Below are 16,450 nucleotides of genomic sequence, written 5' to 3'. Positions count from 1 at the left end.
TAAAATCTTTTCGAAATTACCTCTTGCCTTTCTATATTATTTAATAGTTTGACAAAAATTAATTAGTTTTCCTCATTAAAAGTGACGGGAAATCAAAATTGGACTAGGCCTTGACTTCAACGACCTTAACACCGTCTTTTCCTGCAACGATGACTTTGTTAACCATACCATTGAACAATCCATGATCGACAACACCTGTCATAGCTTTTAGTTCTTCACCAAGGGCTACTGGATTTTCAATCTTACCTAAATCAAGATCGATGATATAGTTCTTCATATCTGTAACAAAGCGATTACCTTCCTCCGTAAGTCGGAATGATGGCTTATAGCCCTTCGACTCAAAGACACGATAGAGACGATCAGCACCATATTGAACCACTTCAACTGGTAATTTGAAAGCACCTAATTGATTAACCATTTTTGACTCATCAACTACCCAGATATATTCTTTCGTAGGTGTAGCGACGATTTTTTCCATCAGAAGGGCACCACCGCCACCTTTAATCCCATTGAGTTGAGGGTCTACTTCGTCGGCGCCATCAACAGTAACATCAATACTGTCAATATCATCCACTGCCTTCAAAGGAATACCTAAGCCTTCAGCTTGTTTAGTGGTTTGACTTGATGTCGTTACTCCAACAACACTAAGGCCTTCTTCCTTAATACGACGGCCAATTTCCTCCACGAAGAAATAAGCTGTTGACCCTGTACCGAGTCCAACAACCATTCCATCTTCAACGTATTTGGCAGCGGTTACGCCAGCGATTTTCTTAAGTTCTTCCATGCTCGTCTCCTTGCATCTTTCTATAATAGTCGTTCAAAATAATTATAACATGTTTCAACAGTAAATAGAAATGATACGAGGGAGTAAAACCTAGCAAAAATAAAAACTAGATTCTAAATAGAATCTAGTTTTGATGGGGAACTAATTTAATAGCACCACTTAATCTTCTTTACGACGTTTGAAGAATCCTACAAAGGCTGCAAAAATCATTGAAAGAAGTCCAATAAATCCAGCATTGCTAGTGTGCTCACCAGTTTGTGGCAACTCAGCTTGAGGCACTACAGGAACTTCAGTATCTGGAGTTGGTGTAGTTGGCGGTGTCACTGGAGTTGGAGGAGTAACAGGTGTTGGTGGTGTTGGTGGAGTCGGTGGTGTTGGTGGTACCACGTGAGACTCTCTCTCAACGACATAGTTCTTGTGCCATACAACACTTGGTTTTTCAGGAGTTTTAGGTTCTACTGGTTTAGCAGGAACTTCAACTACTTTTGGTGTTGGTGGCGTTGGTGCCGTTGGACCTGTTGGTGGTGTTGGTTCTTGTGGTTTACCAGGTACTTCAACTACCTCTGGAGTTGGTGGCGTTGGTGCCGTTGGACCTGTTGGTGGTGTTGGTTCTTGTGGTTTACCAGGTACTTCAACTACCTCTGGAGTTGGTGGCGTTGGTGCCACTGGCTCTTTTGGTGGTGTTGGTGGTGTTGGTTCTTGTGGATTGATACCAACTGTTTTAATAACTGGTTTAACCGGTGCTGTTGGTGGTGTTGGTGCCTTAGGTTCTTCAGGTTTTTCACCTGGATTCTTAGGCAAACCAAGATTAGAGTTGATTGCGAACCAATATACTGTTGGTGCACCATCAGCATTTGCACCTTCAGCAGTAAATACCAAGTGACCATTTGTCATCTTGATACCTGCACCTCCATAATAGAGGTAAGGTGAATCAGCGTTATCCCAACCTGTCAATTCAGACGTTGTCTCACCATTAAAGACTGCACCATGGTCAATGTATTGGTTATCATTGACTGACGTTACTTCTTTAGTAACAGCATCATAAGTAACTGATGATTTTGGAATAGCGATGAATTGGTTATCACCAATATTTACATATTCTTGGTGGCGTGTTGATTGGTATTTTTTCTTAGGTGTGAATGTAATTAAACCAGTTTCAGCAGAAACGCTGTACGAACCAATAACATCATCTTTATCACCAAATGTATAATCTTGGTTACCAAGAGCGTGTCCATTACCACTACCTGAAGCATTAAGAGTTGTTACATCAGATGGAATTTCACGTGAGACAACCCATTCTGAACCATTCCAGTCAGTGATAGGAACAACTACCTTAAGTGGGTTCTCATCAGAAATGTTAACAGTAGCGCCACCGAAATCAGCGTATCCAGATTTAGTAACAACTTCACCGTTTTGGATTGCCAAAGTAGAACCATCTGCGTAAGGATTATATGTACCGCGGACAGTATTACCATTAACGTCTTTCGCTTCTACTGTAAGTGGACGTGGGCGCTCAGATGTTTCAACATAAGCTGCACCATTCCAGTGGTTTAGTGAGTTAAGTGCTACGATAGCATTACGCTCACTAAGGTTGAACATTTTACCATCTTTATCGTAAAACTCAACATCTACTGCTACTTTAACTGGTTTGTCTTGATCAGTTGATGCACCAACTGTCATAGTTACTGTTGGATCCTTACTGATTTTCGCGATACCTTTTCCGTCATTTGATGGAAGGCTAACAATTTCGTAGCGGTAAACAACACGTTTGATTGCTGATGCTTCATTCTCAACAATCATGCTTGATTGGTTCAAACCATCATATGTAACAACAAATTTGTCACCTTCTTTAACTTGAACCCACTCGTCTTCAGTATTTGTCCAAGGGCTGTTTGAAACAATGTCAGATGCTTGTAACTTGTTAGAATCATATTGGAAAACATTACTTGTGTTAAGACGCTCTTGTGCTTCTTTTGTCAAGTAGTTGCTTACACCTTCAACTTTGTGTGTCGCATCGTTTTCACGTTGGAAGGTCAATTCTTGAACAACTTCAGCATCTTTAAGGTTACGATATACAGGATCATTCATGTATTTATCGTAAGCCGTTTTAGCATCTTGGTATTGTTTAAGTGCTGTTTGGTAAACAGCTAATTTATTTTGATACTCAAGGTACTCTTGGTCATATTTTGCTTTTTGCTCATTGTAGACAACCAAGGCTGCTTCGTATTTAGCTTTAGCATCAGCATTGTATTTTTCAATAGCTTGTTTTGTTTCAAGATCTGCTTCATAAGCTGTTTTCTTAGCGTTATAAAGTTCAAGATTCTTGTCATATGCTGCTTTTTCTACATCATATTTAGCTTTTGCTTCATTATATGCTGCTAGCTCAGTTTGATATTTAGCTTCAGCTTCAGCGTTACGTTTTTCAGTAACAACTTTTTCAGCTACTTTATTATCATAATTAGCTTTTTCAGCATTGTATTTGGCTTTATCGCTATTGTACTGTGCAAGAGCTGCTTCATAATCAGCTTTTGCTTGGTTATAAGTTGCCAATTCTGCTTGGTATTTAGCTGCAGACAAGGCATTTTCTTTATCAGCTGCTTCTTTTTCTGCTACCTTAGCATCATAAGTAACTTTCTTAGTCTTGTACTCTGAAAGAGCTGAGTCATAAGCTTGCTTAGCAATTTGGTATTGCTCTGAAGCTTTATCATAAGCTGTTTTTTCAGTATCATATTTAGCCTGAGCTTCAGCATTTGTTTTATCAGCAAGTGCTTTCTCAGCTAATTTGGCATCATAGTTTGCTTTTGCTTTATCATAGTCAGCTTTATCTGACTTGTATTGTTCTTTAGCCGCTATATAATCTGAAACGACTGTATTGATTTTCTCTGCTTGTGCTTTATTATCTGCAGCAGCTGCTTCAACAGTTTCTTTGGTTTGAGCAGGTTCTTCCTTAACCTCAACCCCTTCGTTAGTTGCAGCTGTTTTTGCAGCTTCTAAGCTTGTATTTGTTACTTCACTCGTTGTAACAGTTGTGTTGCCTTCTTCAGTAACGTTAACAACTTTCTTTTCAGTTGAATCTGCTACGGCAGAAGCGCTTTCTTCAACAGCATCTGTTGCTTCAACTGCTGGTGTTGCTGAATCTGTAGTTGTTGCTACTTCATCAGCGCTTGCATTTGAAGCTCCTACTGCAAGAACTGCAGTCCCCAAAAGAACAGAAGTCGCACCAAGGCTAGACTTTCTGAGTGAATAACGTTGTAATTCCTTTTTCCCCATTTAAATTACGTCCTTCTATATTTAGTTATGTTCATATTCTAACAAAAGAAAGGACCATGTCAATTTGAGATATCTCATAAAAATATCCATTCCTTTAAATTCGATTAGATTCTTAAATTCAAATACTTTTTAATATCAAAGTATTTGATAGGTGAAACCCTATAATAAATAGTGTTTTCGTTGTAAATAGAAGGTTTAATTTTATAATATCCAGGATGATTCACTTTAATGTTTTTTTATTGAAAAAATCATGAAAAACAAGCGACAATAAGCTTTCATTTTGATTTTCATTGTGATATTTAGCTTTCGGATAGCTATCTACCTAGATTCTCTCCTTTATCTTTCTATATTAGTTTTAACATTCAACCTTATTTTAAAAGACAAACATCTATCAATAAGTAACTAAAAAAGACTAGACGTCTTGCATAACAAAACAACCTAATCTTTTATTTTATCTTATTAATGTTTACGTTTGCGAGCTGACCATAGACCTGTAAGTGCCATTGTAAGCAAGCCTACACCAGTTACAGATGCTAATTTTGGGTTAGAATCACCTGTTTCTGGCAATTGTCCACTATTATTTCTTTCTGTTTCTTGCTTAGCAATCACAGAAGAAGTTGGTGTTACACTTGGTCCTGTAGGTGTTCCAGGAGTTTTTGGTTTTTGAGGAGTTGTTGGTGGCGTTGGCACTGGACGAGTTACTCGCTCAACAAGATAATTTTTATGCCATTTCACCTTAGGAGCTACAAGTTCTTTAGGTGAAACAGGTTTATTAGGAACATTAACTGTAACCATAGTTGGTGGTGTTGGCGCTTTAGGCTCTGTTGGTGGTGTTGGTTTCTTTGGCTCACCAGGTACCTCTACAACTACTGGTGTAGGTGGGGTTGGTGCCTTAGGTTCTACTGGAGCCGTAATCTTACGTGGCTCTGCTGGCACTTCAACTAATGCTGGAGTTGGTGGAGTTGGTGCCTTAGGCTCTGTTGGTGCCTTAGGTTCCTCACTATCAACTGTAACCACAGTGTAGTTAGGTTCTGTCGGTGGTGTTGGCGCTTTAGGCTCTTCTGGTTTGCCTGGTTCCGCAGGAACTTCAACTACTGTAGGAGTTGGTGGCGTTGGTGCCTTAGGCTCTTTTGGAGCTGTTGGCTCCTCAGCATCAACTGTCACTACTGTATAGTTAGGTTCTGTTGGTGCTGTAGGGGCAGTTGGTGGTGTTGGTTCTGTTGGTACTGCTGGAAGAACTTCCAAAGTAATCGTTGGTGGGGTTGGTGCCTTTGGTTCTTCAGGAGCCGTTGGCTCTTTTGGCGCTTCACCTGGATTTTTTGGAATACCAACATTTGAGTTAATCGCAAACCAGTAAACCGTTGGTTGACCAGCAGCATTAGCTCCATTGGCCGTAAATACCAAGTGACCATCAGCCATCTTCAATCCTGCTCCACCATAATAGAGGTATGGAGAAGATGGATTGTCCCAACCTTCAAGAGTCGTTGAAGATTCACCATTAAAGATTGATCCATGTTCAATGTATTGGTTATCTTTAAATGATGTTACCTCTTTTGTAGCAGAGTCATAAGAAACACTTGAATTTGGAATTGGAATATATTTATTGTTTCCAACATTTGCAGACTCTTGGTGCTCCACATTTTCAAACTTTTTCTTAGGAGTAAAGATGATACGTCCAGAAGTTGGATCAATCGTATAAGAACCGATAACATCATCTTTACCATCTAGAGCGAACTCATCTGTTCCAATAGAGTGACCGTTCCCAGCACCTGAAACATTGACTGAAGTTGCGTCAATCACAGTATCTTCACTGACTGTAAATTCACTACCATTCCACGTTGCTTTTTGTGCCACAATCTTAATCGGATTTTCAGCAGAGATAGTGACATCCGCAGTACCAAAGTCAGCTGTTCCATTTTTAACAAGAACCGCATTGTTTTCAATGCTCATTGATGAACCATCTGCATACGGATCCCAAGTTCCACGAACAGTGTTACCATCTTTATCTTTGGCTTCTACTGTAAGAGCACGAGGTTTATCCCCACTATCTACATAAGAAGCACCTGTCCAGTGGTTGAGAGAGTTCAAAGCTACAATAGCATTGTGTTGTGTCAAATCAAACTTATTGCCATTACCATCATAGAATTCAATATCAACAGCAACTTTAACGGGTTTATTTTGGTCTGTTGAAGCACCGACTGTTAGTGTTACAGTTGGATCCGAGCTAACAGCTGCAATTCCTTTACCGTCATTTGATGGGAGACTCAAAATCTCATAGCGGTAAATCACGCGCTTGATTGGATGCATATCCGTATCTTCACGCATGCTTGACTGATTCAAGTTATCATAAGTAACAACAAATTTATCGCCTTCTTTAACTTGAATGTATTCAGTCTCATTATTAGCCCAAGGACTAGTTGCTACAATATCTGAAGCTTCCAATTTATTGGAATCATACTGATGTACATTGCTTGTATTCAAACGAGATTGAGCATCACGAGTGAGATAAGCACTGATACCATTGATGGTATGAATGGCTCCACCTTCACGTTGGAAAGTCAAATCTTGAACAGTTTCTACATCTTTTAGATCTTGGAAACCATTATCATTTATGTACTTATCATAGGCTTCTTTAGCATCTTTGTATTGTGCTAAAGCTGTTTGATATTCAGCAAGTTTTGTTTGGTAGGTAGCAAAATCTTTGCCATATTGCTCTAGGTCTACATTGTATTTGGCAAGCTCAACTTCATACTTAGCTTTAGCAGTATCTTCTTCTGCTTTAATAGCAACAAGTTTATCATAGGCTGCTTTATCTTGGTCGTATTGAGTTTTCTTAGCTTGGTATTCTTGTAAATCTTTATCGTATTGTGCTTTAGCTGCATTATAAACAGCCATTTCTGCATCATACTTGGCTTTAGCTTCTGCATTAGCCTTATTCGCTGCTGCTTTTTCTGCTACTTTGGCATCGTAGGCTGCTTTAGCTGTATTATAAGTCGCTAAATCAGTTTGATATTTTTCATAAGCTGTATTGTATGCAGTAAGATCTTTTTCATATTGCTCTTGAGCAGCCTTATCTGTAATTTCTGCTTGCGTTTTCTCAGCTACTTTCACATCATAGGCTGCTTTTTTCGTGTTGTATTCAGCTAGAGCTGCATCATACAGAGCCTTATTTGCCTTATATTCAGACAAAGCTGCGTTGTATGTGACCATTTCTGCATCATACTTAGATTTAGCTTTTGCATTAGCTGCATCAGCGGCTGCTTTTTCTGCTACTTTAGCATCATAGGCTGCTTTAGCAGTCTTGTAGGCAGCCAAATCGCTTTGATATTTTTCGTAAGCGGCATTATAAGTAGCTAAATCTTTCTCATACTGCTCTTGAGCAGCCTTGTTTTCAACTTCTGTACGAACTTTTTCTGCTACTTTAGCATCATAAGCTTCCTTCTCGGCATCATATTTTGCCTTGTCTTTGGTATACTGAGCCATAGCAGCTTCATAGTTCTTTTTAGCAGTTTCATAAACAGCCAACTGTACCTTGTAATCGGCTTCTGACTTAGCATTAGCTGCATCAGCAGCTGCTTTTTCTGCTACTTTAGAATCATAAGTCAATTTTTGAGTATTATACTCTTCCAATGCTGCGTCATAGGCTTTTTTATCAGCTTGATATTTAGCTAATCCTTTTTCATAAGCAGCTTGATCAGTATCATACTGTGCTTTAGAAGCAGAGTTTGCTTTATCAGCTGCTGCTTTTTCAGCCACTTTAGCATCGTACTCAGCCTTAGCTTTTTCATACTCAGCTACATCTTTTTTGTGGTCTTCTTTTGCTTTCTGATAATCATAAACAACTGTATTAATCTCTTTTGATTGAGCTTGATTGTTAGCAATAGCCCCCTCTAGGGATGTATGCGTTTGAGGTGCAGTTTCTTCAACTTCTACCCCTTCTTTTACCGCAGAAGCTTTAGCATCCTCAAGACTATCAGTTGTTACAACACTTGTTGTTACAGTGGTATTTCCTTCTTCTTTGACAGAAATAACTTGCTTCTCTGAATGGTCAACAGTTGTTGCCGGATCGGCAGCAGAATCTGTTAGCACAGAAGCACTAAGTGGCGTATCAGTAACAGCTGAAGTTGAAACCTCATCTGCATGTACACCAGTTGCACCCATCGCAAGAATGGTTGTACCCAAAAGAACAGAAGCAGCCCCAAAGCTATACTTTCTGATTGAAAAACGTTGTGAATCTTTTCTTCCCATATCACAAATTTCCTTCTATATTTTCTTAACACCTAAAGTCTAACACTTTTAAATTTTCTGTCAATAGAATTGTCTTAATTTTCTCAAAAATTTTACACTAATTTTCAATTTATAAGTATTGTTTAATTGATTATTTAATTTAAAAGGATAGATAGCTTAATTTTATATGTTACTTCTTCTGAAAATTAGAATTAAGTAGCTGTAAATAAGTCTTATATTAGATTTTTTATTAATTATTTTTCCTGAATAATTTATTAAACCATCAAAAAAAGCCCCAAAGGGCCAAAATCTTTACAATATTTGGGTATGTTCTGATAGTTGCTTCATTGATTTGAAACAATACCTAATGACAATCCAAGTGCAGATATCAGACATCATCGACTTAAGATTTTTTTGACCAAGGCCTTCAAATCTGGAACTACTTCTTCCATAAACCATGGATTTTTTGCTTGCCAAATATTATTTCGAGGAGAAGAATGAACGAGAGGGAAAAACTCTGGAAGATAATCTTTGTAATGCTTAACTGTATCTGTTAATTTTGCTGACGATTTTTGATGTAAATAGTAATGCTGTGCATAATTACCTACTAAAATCGTCAATTGGATATCAGGAGCTAAAGCAAGAACTTTCTCATGCCACTTATCTGCAAATCCCTTGCGAGGAGGTAAATCACCTGATTTACCATGACCTGGGAAATAAAAATCCATTGGTACAATAGCAAACATACCAGATTCATAGAATTCTTCGCGTGAAACCCCCATCCAATCCCTGAGATTATCACCACTAGGATCATTCCAGTAAAGGCCGGACTCTTGGGCACGAATACCAGGAGCTTGTCCCACGATATTAATCCGAGCCGTTTTTGGAATGGAAAACAAGGGTTTTATACCTTGTTCCGTAAAAGCTATATTTTGTTCATCGAACATGATTGCTTGTGTTAATTCATCGAGTGTTTCCATATTTTCCTCCCCAAAAAAGAGACAAAACTGTCTCTCTTTTTATTTGATTAACTCATAGATAGCTTCTGCATAAATGGCAGCTGCACGGTACAAGTCTTCAACCTCAGTAAACTCATTCGCTTGGTGCATAGTGTTGACATAACCAGGGAACATAGCTCCATAGGCAACACCTCGTTTAAGGAGACGTCCAAATGTCCCACCACCAATAATTTGTTCATGACCTTTAAGCCCTGTTTGTTTCTCATAGACTGAAAGAAGGGTCTCTACCATAGGATCATTAACTGGTACATAGTGTGGCACATGACCATGTTCTGAGAGACTAACAGCCTTAGGACCTTCAAGTTTTTCAAGACCAGCCTTAATACCGTCGACATCAACACCTTGAGGGTAGCGGAAATTCAAAGCGATTGTATTATCTGCTGATTCCTTATTGAAATGAAACACCCCAGCATTCATGGTCAATTCACCCATCTTAGGATCTGTATAAGCAAGACCTGTCTTTTCAGCGAAGAAATCCTTATGAAGTGTTTCAGCAATTAAATCCAAATACGTTTTAGCATTACCTTGGAAATCAAATTGGCTAAGGAAGAGTGCCAAGTAGGTTGCTCCATTAATACCATTTTGAGGCATCATACCATGAGCTGATTTCCCATGAATAGTCACATGAAAAATACCTGCTTCTTCAATCACTTGACCAGTCACCTCTTGGTCAGCAACAAAGTCATTTAATTTGGCCTCGAGTTCTTTCAAAGTGATAGGCCCAGTAAAATCTGCACTTGCTGATTCAGGAACCATATTTTCACGTAAACCACCATTAAAGGACACAAGACTATAGTCCCCATCATTTTGACCTTCAAAATGGAGATAGGCTGTAATATTACCTTTTTCACCATTGATAATTGGAAATTCTGCATCAGGAGAAAAACCAAAATCAGGATCTTTCAACCCATTATGAGCGAAGTAATAATCCATATCGCCCCAACCAGATTCTTCATCAGTACCAACAATGAAACGCACACGCTTAGATACTGGAAGCTCGAGTTCTTTGATAATTTTCAAGGCATAGTAACAAGCCATTGTTGGGCCTTTATCATCTGATGACCCACGAGCATAAAGTTTGCCATCTTTGATTACAGGTTCATAAGGATCTGTATCCCAACCACTCCCAGCTGGAACCACATCCAAGTGTGCAAAGATACCCAATACTTCATCACCTTGACCAAATTCAAAGTCACCAGCATAATTATCAATATTACGAATTTTATAACCATCACGTTCAGCTAAAGCAAGAAAATGTTCCAAAGCTTTTACTGGTCCAGGACCAAATGGGTGCTTATCATCAACCTTACTGTCATCACGTTCTGAGTTAATACGCAAAAGACCAAAAAGGTCCTCCATCAAGGCATCTTTGCGCTTATCAACTTCGGCACGAAAATCAATTGTCATAATTTACTCCTTACTGTCTCTAGTTAGCACTATTTTACCATTTTTAGAAAGAGTTTTCATCTCTTTGAATATACCAAATTTAAAACGCAAACTGTTTTCTAAGATCACAAGACACCTACCACTTAAAAATAAATCCTAGTCTAGCATTATTTCAAGAATTTCCATAAACTTTAGAATATTCTCTTAATAAATGCTATAATAGGACTATCAAAACTAAGGAGATGCATTATGCCATTTGTAAAAATTGATCTCTTTGAAGGTCGTTCAGAAGAACAAAAGATTGAACTTGCTCGCGAAGTTACTGAGGTTGTATCACGTGTTGCAAAAGCTCCTAAGGAAGCTATCCATGTTTTCATTAACGATATGCCAGAAGGGACTTACTACCCACACGGTGAAATGAAAAAGAAAAACTAATCATCAAAAAAGCAGTCACATCTGTGGCTGCTTTTTTGATATAAAAAATAAGTAAAATTCATCTCATGAAAACACATTATTTTAGGATAGTTTCCATTTCTGTATATCTCGGTTTCATACCTAAACGTTCGTAAAAACGTAGAGCATCTGCGTTATCATTCCATACGTGAAGTGTCAAATTATAACAATCTAGCTCCTTAGCATAGTCCAAGGCAAATTGGTAAAGCTTTTCTCCTAATTTTTGACCTCGAGCTTCCTTATCAACACATAAATCATCAATAAAAAGAGTCTTAACAGCCTTTTGTGGACCATCATTTTCAGTTTCTTCTTTAATCATTAAGAAAGGATGGCCCAAGATACGCCCTTCGTCATCCTCGTACACAAAAACAGGTTTTTTTGAATCATTAATTACTGCTTCTAACTCTGCATCTGTAAATTTACTGCCTTTTGACTTAAAAACATCAGGGCGCGCTTGATGATGAACAATAAGAATCTGCTCCAATAACTCCTGTAATCTTGGAATATCTTCAGATTTTGCTAAACGAATCATGATTACCTCCACAAAAAAAGATGGGTAAGACCCACCTTAATTCTTATTTACCAAGTTTTGCTTTAGCTGCATCTGCAAGAGCTGTGAAAGCTGCTGCATCGTTAACTGCCAAATCAGCAAGCATTTTACGGTTAACTTCGATTTCAGCCAATTTCAAACCATGCATCAATTGTGAGTATGACAAACCGTTCAAACGAGCTGCCGCATTGATACGTGTGATCCAAAGTTTACGGAAATCACGTTTCTTTTGACGACGGTCACGGTATGCATAGTAGTAAGAGTTCATTACTTGTTCTTTTGCAGTACGGAACAAGATGTGTTTTGCACCATAGTAACCTTTAGCAAGTTTCAATACACGTTTACGACGTTTGCGTGATACAACGCCACCTTTAACACGAGCCATTTATATATTCCTCCGAATTAATTCTAGTTTAGTTAATTTGTAATGCTTGTAGCGAATTAACGCATTTGTGAAAGCATTGATTTGATACGTTTAAAGTCACCTGAATGTACCATTGACGCTTTACGAAGGTGACGACGTTGTTTTTTAGTTTTACCGTGGAAACGGTGAGATGTGAAGGCACGGAAGCGTTTCAATCCACCTGAACCTGTACGTTTGAAACGTTTAGCTGATGCGCGGTGTGTTTTTTGTTTTGGCATTTTAAAATTCTCCTCTTAAAATAGTGTTAGTTTGACAATTATTTTTTGTCAGGAATTGGTGCAAGTTGCATGAACATTTGACGTCCATCCATCTTCGCTCTTTGCTCAATAATCGCAATATCTTGCGTTTTTTCAGCAAATTCCGCCAAGACCTTAGCTCCGATTTCTTTGTGAGTAATCATACGACCTTTAAATCGGATAGAAACTTTAACCTTGTTTCCTTTTTCAAGGAATTTACGGCCATTACGAAGTTTAGTTTCAAAGTCACCTTTATCAATAACTGGACTCAAACGAACTTCCTTAACGGTAACAACGCTTTGTTTCTTACGTTGTTCTTTTTGTTTCTTTTGATACTCAAATTTGAACTTACCGTAGTCCATAATCTTCGCAACAGGTGGCGTAGCTTGTGGTTGGATGAGAACCAAGTCAACATTTGCATCATCTGCAATAGCTTGTGCTTCTGACAATGGTTTAATTCCCAATTGTTCACCATCAAGACCAACAAGACGAACTTCGCGAACGCGAATTTCATCGTTAATGAATAGATCTTTCTTAGCTATGATCTTCACCTCTTTATTTTTTTAGAGAAAAACAAAGCGGACTTGATATACAAGCCCGCACACATAATATCCCTTTAGGGATTTGACATGTTGGGCCAGACAACTTAAGTCGCAAGGCGAGAAGTTCTCACTTCTGCTTTTCTCATTGTTAATAGTATAACAAGTGAGTCATCCTTTGTCAATAATTTTTTTTGCTTTTTCTTGAATAAATTCCACAACACCATCAATAGACACACCTGTAGTATCAAAAGTGATGGCATCTTCCGCTGGTTTAAGAGGTGACACCTTACGATGACTATCTTTATAGTCACGTTCAGCAATTTCTTTTTTTAGAGTCTCAAGGTCAGCAGGGATACCTTTTTCGATATTTTCCTTATAACGACGTTCCGCACGTTCATCAACTGAAGCAATCAAGAAAATCTTGAGTTCTGCATCAGGCAAAACTACGGTCCCGATATCACGACCATCCATGATAATAGCCCCATCTTGAGCGATACGTTGTTGTTGCGCAACGAGTTCTTGACGCACTTCAGGAATAGCTGCGACCCAAGAAACATTATTTGTAACTTGGTTATCACGAATTGGGTGTGTGATATCAACATCACCTACATAAACTTGCTGACTACCATCTGCTGCTTTTCCGAATGAAATCGGATGTTGAGATAGTTGCTCCAAAATTTCTGGTACATTTTCCTCAGTTAAATCATTCTGCAAGGCCAAATAAGTTGCAGATCGGTACATGGCACCTGTGTCAAGATAAGTATAGCCAAGATTTTTTGCAATAATCTTGGCTACTGTACTTTTTCCACTTGACGCAGGACCATCAATAGCAATTCTAATATCTTTCATGATGTTCCTTTGCTTTAAAAATTATTGAACGTTAACGACGTCACCTGGGTTAGCATACCAGTAACCATTTGTCATGTGATCAGGGTTAAGACGTTCCAATTCATCTACAGAAATACCTGCACGTGCGGCGATTGAACCAGCACCTTCACCAGATTGAACAACAATTGATGAACCATCTGCTGCTGCCGTAGCGCTTGATGGTGTTGTCTCAGCTGACTCAGTTGCATCTTCTTTTACTACATGTTTAGAAGAGCTTGATGCTTTAGTTGAAGATGATTTCTCTTTTGAAGATTTTTCTGTATTAGATTTCTCACTTTCCTCATCTTTGTTTGAGTCTTTCTCGCTAGATGAAGATTTAACAACTTTGCTAGTTGATGATGAGTAGAATCCAGATGATTCCTTAGATTCTGCAGTTTTGTTTCCACCGACATTTGAAGTATAGAAAACAAAGAACAAAATACATACAACAATAACAAAGAATAATCCAAGCAAGACTGTCAAGAATGATGAATTAATGAACCCGCCACCTTTTTCGCGTTTTTCATCAGAAGGAGTGACATCCTCTTCTTCTTCATAATCCTCAAACTCATCTTCATCATCTAGAAAATCAGCGTCAACTACTTCTTCCAACTCTTCGTCAGAAACCTTATCTTCCCATGGTTTTTTACTCATGATATTCTCCTTGTAAAAACAATAAATCTATTTTAAAATAATACTATGAAAGTATCATTAATTCCAGAAAAATGTATCGCTTGTGGTTTGTGCCAAACCTACTCTCCCGTCTTCGATTATGATGACGAAGGTATTGTTCGGTTCAGAGATAGCGACCAACTCAATCAAATTATTGTTGAAAACACCCCTGAAACTTTGACTGCTGTCAAGTCTTGTCCCACTAAAGCCCTTATTTGCGAAGTTTAAGCTTGAGGGCTTTTTTTGATTCCTCATAAAAGGCAAAGTAATCAAAGTTAGTCATATGATCCAATAGCTCTACCTCACCTTTGAAATCAGGGTGAAGCGCTAAAGCATCTAAGAAATATTTCTTTGGCCACTTTCTCATATAAAACTGACGTTTTTTACCATTTTTAAAAATAAGGCTCAAGCCAGTTTTAATAACTTCGACTTTTTCAATATCACTAATTTTCACTTTGCGTGGTTTAAAAATATTGAAAGAAACAATACGCAGAATCCCATGATCTTCAATAATAAAGTAACGATGGAATCCTAAACCAAACAAGGCAACGAAAATAGTGAAGAGCATCAAAATATGTGAGGGCACCGAGTACAACTCGAACAGAAGAGCCGCCGCAATAAAGATTGGCGTGATGGCTAAAGACCAGTAGATGATTAGCCAAGATAATTCGGGTTGCCAATGGTAACGATACTTGCCGAAAATTTTAATCATCTCAGCACCTCCATTACTTCTAATTTTACCATAAAATCAGTATTTAGCAAGCTCTATTAAGGTTTACTGACAATTCCAAGAATAACATCTACGGCTTTTTCCATTGTCTGCAAGGAAACAAACTCATATCGACCATGCATATTTTCGCCCCCAGCAAAAAGGTTTGGAGTTGGAATACCCATAAATGAAATCTTTGAACCATCTGTTCCACCACGAATGGGTTCAATAACTGGCGTAATATCCAATTCCTCCATAACTCCTTTAGCCAACTCAACAGGCGTCATATCTTTTTCAATAACCTGACGCATATTATAGTATTGATCTTTGAGTACCAAATCAACTCGTGTCTGACCATAAGTTTTATTCATTTCATCGGCAATCTTTTGGAAGGCTGCTTTACGATTTTCAAAAGACTCTGTTTCAAAATCACGGATGATATAAGATGCTTTTGCTTCTTCAACAGTGCCTGTCATGGTTTGAAGATGGTTGAAACCTTGATAGCCATCTGTCAACTCAGGGCGTTCTTCTGCTGGTAACTGATTATGAAAATCAATTGCCAACTGCAAGGCATTAACCATTTGGTCTTTTGCTGTTCCAGGGTGAACATTACGTCCATGGAAGGTAAGTTCTGCTCCCGCAGCAGAGAAGGTTTCATACTGTAATTCACCCAATGGGCCACCATCAACTGTATAGGCAAAATCAACATCAAAATCATCGACATCAAATTTATCTGCGCCAATTCCAATTTCTTCATCAGGACCAAAGCCTACACGAATCTCACAATGTCTGATTTCAGGATGAGCCTTCAAATAAGCCAAGGCTGTCATGATTTCTGCAATGCCAGACTTATCATCAGCTCCAAGAAGAGTGGTGCCATTTGTCGTAATAAGTGTCTGACCGACATAATTCTTGAGATTTGGAAAATCTGCTGGATCTAGGTTATAACCTGAACTTCCAAGGGGTATGATACCTCCATCATAAGAGTCAATGACTTGAGGTGACACACCTTCTGCATTAAAATCAGCAGTATCCATATGTGAGATGAAACCAATCTTACGTGTTAATTGGTCATCGTTAGCCGGAAGGGTTGCCACTAGGTAACCATTACTTTCCAAATAATGGATGTTACTTAAACCTAGTTCTTCTAATTCTGGTTTTAGAACCTTCAAGGCAAAATCTACCTGGCTTTGTGTTGTTGGTGTTCTTGTCGCATTTTCGTCACTACGTGTATTGATTTTAACGTAACGTAAAAAACGCTCTAAGAGTAAATCGTAGCCCATAAGCACTCCTTTAGTTGTATTTAGTATT

Annotated in this window: 15 protein-coding genes and 1 other annotated feature; of the genes, 2 read left to right on the top strand and 13 right to left on the bottom strand. The window is 38.4% G+C overall.

Annotated elements, in window-relative coordinates; translation table 11 throughout:
- Positions 1–103 precede the first annotated feature (103 nt).
- The 5 genes from rpiA to pepV all read right to left on the bottom strand — a co-directional run bounded on the left by rpiA (position 104) and on the right by pepV (position 10,707).
- Positions 104–784, bottom strand: a complete 681-nt coding sequence (gene rpiA, locus ACYVQ1_RS02560) for a ribose-5-phosphate isomerase RpiA (RefSeq protein ID WP_014634433.1) — start codon at positions 782–784, stop codon at positions 104–106.
- Between the two features lie 159 nt (positions 785–943).
- On the bottom strand, positions 944–4,054 hold the full coding sequence (locus tag ACYVQ1_RS02555; protein WP_461249711.1) for an LPXTG cell wall anchor domain-containing protein: 3,111 nt from the start codon (positions 4,052–4,054) through the stop codon (positions 944–946).
- Positions 4,055–4,513: 459 nt separating this feature from the next.
- Entirely contained in the window at positions 4,514–8,302 is a 3,789-nt protein-coding gene (locus tag ACYVQ1_RS02550; protein WP_461249710.1) for a GbpC/Spa domain-containing protein, read from the bottom strand.
- Positions 8,303–8,676: 374 nt separating this feature from the next.
- Positions 8,677–9,261: a uracil-DNA glycosylase family protein gene (locus tag ACYVQ1_RS02545; RefSeq protein WP_461249709.1), complete on the bottom strand. Its 585-nt coding sequence runs from the start codon at positions 9,259–9,261 to the stop codon at positions 8,677–8,679.
- Positions 9,262–9,300: 39 nt separating this feature from the next.
- Positions 9,301–10,707 carry a dipeptidase PepV gene (gene pepV, locus ACYVQ1_RS02540; protein ID WP_461249708.1) on the bottom strand — a complete coding sequence of 469 codons (1,407 nt, stop codon included), beginning with the start codon at positions 10,705–10,707 and terminating at the stop codon, positions 9,301–9,303.
- A 228-nt stretch (positions 10,708–10,935) separates the two neighbouring features.
- On the opposite strand from pepV, the gene ACYVQ1_RS02535 reads away from it, so the two are divergent.
- Entirely contained in the window at positions 10,936–11,121 is a 186-nt protein-coding gene (locus tag ACYVQ1_RS02535; protein ID WP_002950885.1) for a 4-oxalocrotonate tautomerase, read from the top strand.
- A gap of 76 nt (positions 11,122–11,197) precedes the next feature.
- Here ACYVQ1_RS02535 and ACYVQ1_RS02530 read toward each other — a convergent pair whose 3' ends face one another.
- From ACYVQ1_RS02530 to ACYVQ1_RS02505, 6 genes are all read right to left on the bottom strand, one after another.
- Complete coding sequence (locus ACYVQ1_RS02530) at positions 11,198–11,671, bottom strand: GNAT family N-acetyltransferase (RefSeq protein WP_461249707.1); 474 nt, start codon at positions 11,669–11,671, stop codon at positions 11,198–11,200.
- A 43-nt stretch (positions 11,672–11,714) separates the two neighbouring features.
- Positions 11,715–12,074 carry a 50S ribosomal protein L20 gene (gene rplT / locus ACYVQ1_RS02525; protein ID WP_002885090.1) on the bottom strand — a complete coding sequence of 120 codons (360 nt, stop codon included), beginning with the start codon at positions 12,072–12,074 and terminating at the stop codon, positions 11,715–11,717.
- Between the two features lie 56 nt (positions 12,075–12,130).
- Positions 12,131–12,331, bottom strand: a complete 201-nt coding sequence (rpmI, locus tag ACYVQ1_RS02520) for a 50S ribosomal protein L35 (protein WP_002885093.1) — start codon at positions 12,329–12,331, stop codon at positions 12,131–12,133.
- 38 nt (positions 12,332–12,369) lie between these two features.
- The gene (infC, locus tag ACYVQ1_RS02515; RefSeq protein ID WP_002885108.1) at positions 12,370–12,900 is read right to left on the bottom strand and encodes a translation initiation factor IF-3; all 531 of its coding nucleotides are present in this window, start codon (positions 12,898–12,900) and stop codon (positions 12,370–12,372) included.
- A gap of 13 nt (positions 12,901–12,913) precedes the next feature.
- Positions 12,914–13,036: a sequence feature (ribosomal protein L20 leader region), on the bottom strand.
- Positions 13,037–13,059: 23 nt separating this feature from the next.
- Complete coding sequence (gene cmk / locus ACYVQ1_RS02510; protein WP_060775857.1) at positions 13,060–13,740, bottom strand: (d)CMP kinase; 681 nt, start codon at positions 13,738–13,740, stop codon at positions 13,060–13,062.
- 21 nt (positions 13,741–13,761) lie between these two features.
- The gene (locus ACYVQ1_RS02505) at positions 13,762–14,412 is read right to left on the bottom strand and encodes an SAG1386/EF1546 family surface-associated protein (RefSeq protein WP_073685942.1); all 651 of its coding nucleotides are present in this window, start codon (positions 14,410–14,412) and stop codon (positions 13,762–13,764) included.
- Positions 14,413–14,457: 45 nt separating this feature from the next.
- Here ACYVQ1_RS02505 and ACYVQ1_RS02500 point away from each other — a divergent pair, with 45 nt between their 5' ends.
- On the top strand, positions 14,458–14,658 hold the full coding sequence (locus ACYVQ1_RS02500) for a ferredoxin (protein WP_461249706.1): 201 nt from the start codon (positions 14,458–14,460) through the stop codon (positions 14,656–14,658).
- Here ACYVQ1_RS02500 and ACYVQ1_RS02495 read toward each other — a convergent pair.
- Together ACYVQ1_RS02495 and pepT are read right to left on the bottom strand one after the other, a co-directional pair.
- On the bottom strand, positions 14,642–15,142 hold the full coding sequence (locus ACYVQ1_RS02495; RefSeq protein WP_002890860.1) for an EbsA family protein: 501 nt from the start codon (positions 15,140–15,142) through the stop codon (positions 14,642–14,644). The two genes, ACYVQ1_RS02500 and ACYVQ1_RS02495, sit on opposite strands and share 17 nt — an antisense overlap.
- A 56-nt stretch (positions 15,143–15,198) precedes the next feature.
- Complete coding sequence (pepT, locus tag ACYVQ1_RS02490; protein ID WP_347111518.1) at positions 15,199–16,422, bottom strand: peptidase T; 1,224 nt, start codon at positions 16,420–16,422, stop codon at positions 15,199–15,201.
- Positions 16,423–16,450 lie beyond the last annotated feature (28 nt).

This window comes from Streptococcus parasalivarius (assembly GCF_054785155.1).
The sequence above is the reverse complement of the archived record's forward strand: the minus strand, read 5'-3'. Positions and strand labels throughout refer to the sequence as shown.

Bases quoted from the DNA above. Each gene is read 5' to 3' on its own strand.
- rpiA (WP_014634433.1), bottom strand. From the start codon at position 784: ATGGAAGAACTTAAGAAAATCGCTGGCGTAACCGCTGCCAAATACGTT.
- ACYVQ1_RS02555 (WP_461249711.1), bottom strand. From the start codon at position 4,054: ATGGGGAAAAAGGAATTACAACGTTATTCACTCAGAAAGTCTAGCCTT.
- ACYVQ1_RS02550 (WP_461249710.1), bottom strand. From the start codon at position 8,302: ATGGGAAGAAAAGATTCACAACGTTTTTCAATCAGAAAGTATAGCTTT.
- ACYVQ1_RS02545 (WP_461249709.1), bottom strand. From the start codon at position 9,261: ATGGAAACACTCGATGAATTAACACAAGCAATCATGTTCGATGAACAA.
- pepV (WP_461249708.1), bottom strand. From the start codon at position 10,707: ATGACAATTGATTTTCGTGCCGAAGTTGATAAGCGCAAAGATGCCTTG.
- ACYVQ1_RS02535 (WP_002950885.1), top strand. From the start codon at position 10,936: ATGCCATTTGTAAAAATTGATCTCTTTGAAGGTCGTTCAGAAGAACAA.
- ACYVQ1_RS02530 (WP_461249707.1), bottom strand. From the start codon at position 11,671: ATGATTCGTTTAGCAAAATCTGAAGATATTCCAAGATTACAGGAGTTA.
- rplT (WP_002885090.1), bottom strand. From the start codon at position 12,074: ATGGCTCGTGTTAAAGGTGGCGTTGTATCACGCAAACGTCGTAAACGT.
- rpmI (WP_002885093.1), bottom strand. From the start codon at position 12,331: ATGCCAAAACAAAAAACACACCGCGCATCAGCTAAACGTTTCAAACGT.
- cmk (WP_060775857.1), bottom strand. From the start codon at position 13,740: ATGAAAGATATTAGAATTGCTATTGATGGTCCTGCGTCAAGTGGAAAA.
- ACYVQ1_RS02505 (WP_073685942.1), bottom strand. From the start codon at position 14,412: ATGAGTAAAAAACCATGGGAAGATAAGGTTTCTGACGAAGAGTTGGAA.
- ACYVQ1_RS02500 (WP_461249706.1), top strand. From the start codon at position 14,458: ATGAAAGTATCATTAATTCCAGAAAAATGTATCGCTTGTGGTTTGTGC.
- ACYVQ1_RS02495 (WP_002890860.1), bottom strand. From the start codon at position 15,142: ATGATTAAAATTTTCGGCAAGTATCGTTACCATTGGCAACCCGAATTA.
- pepT (WP_347111518.1), bottom strand. From the start codon at position 16,422: ATGGGCTACGATTTACTCTTAGAGCGTTTTTTACGTTACGTTAAAATC.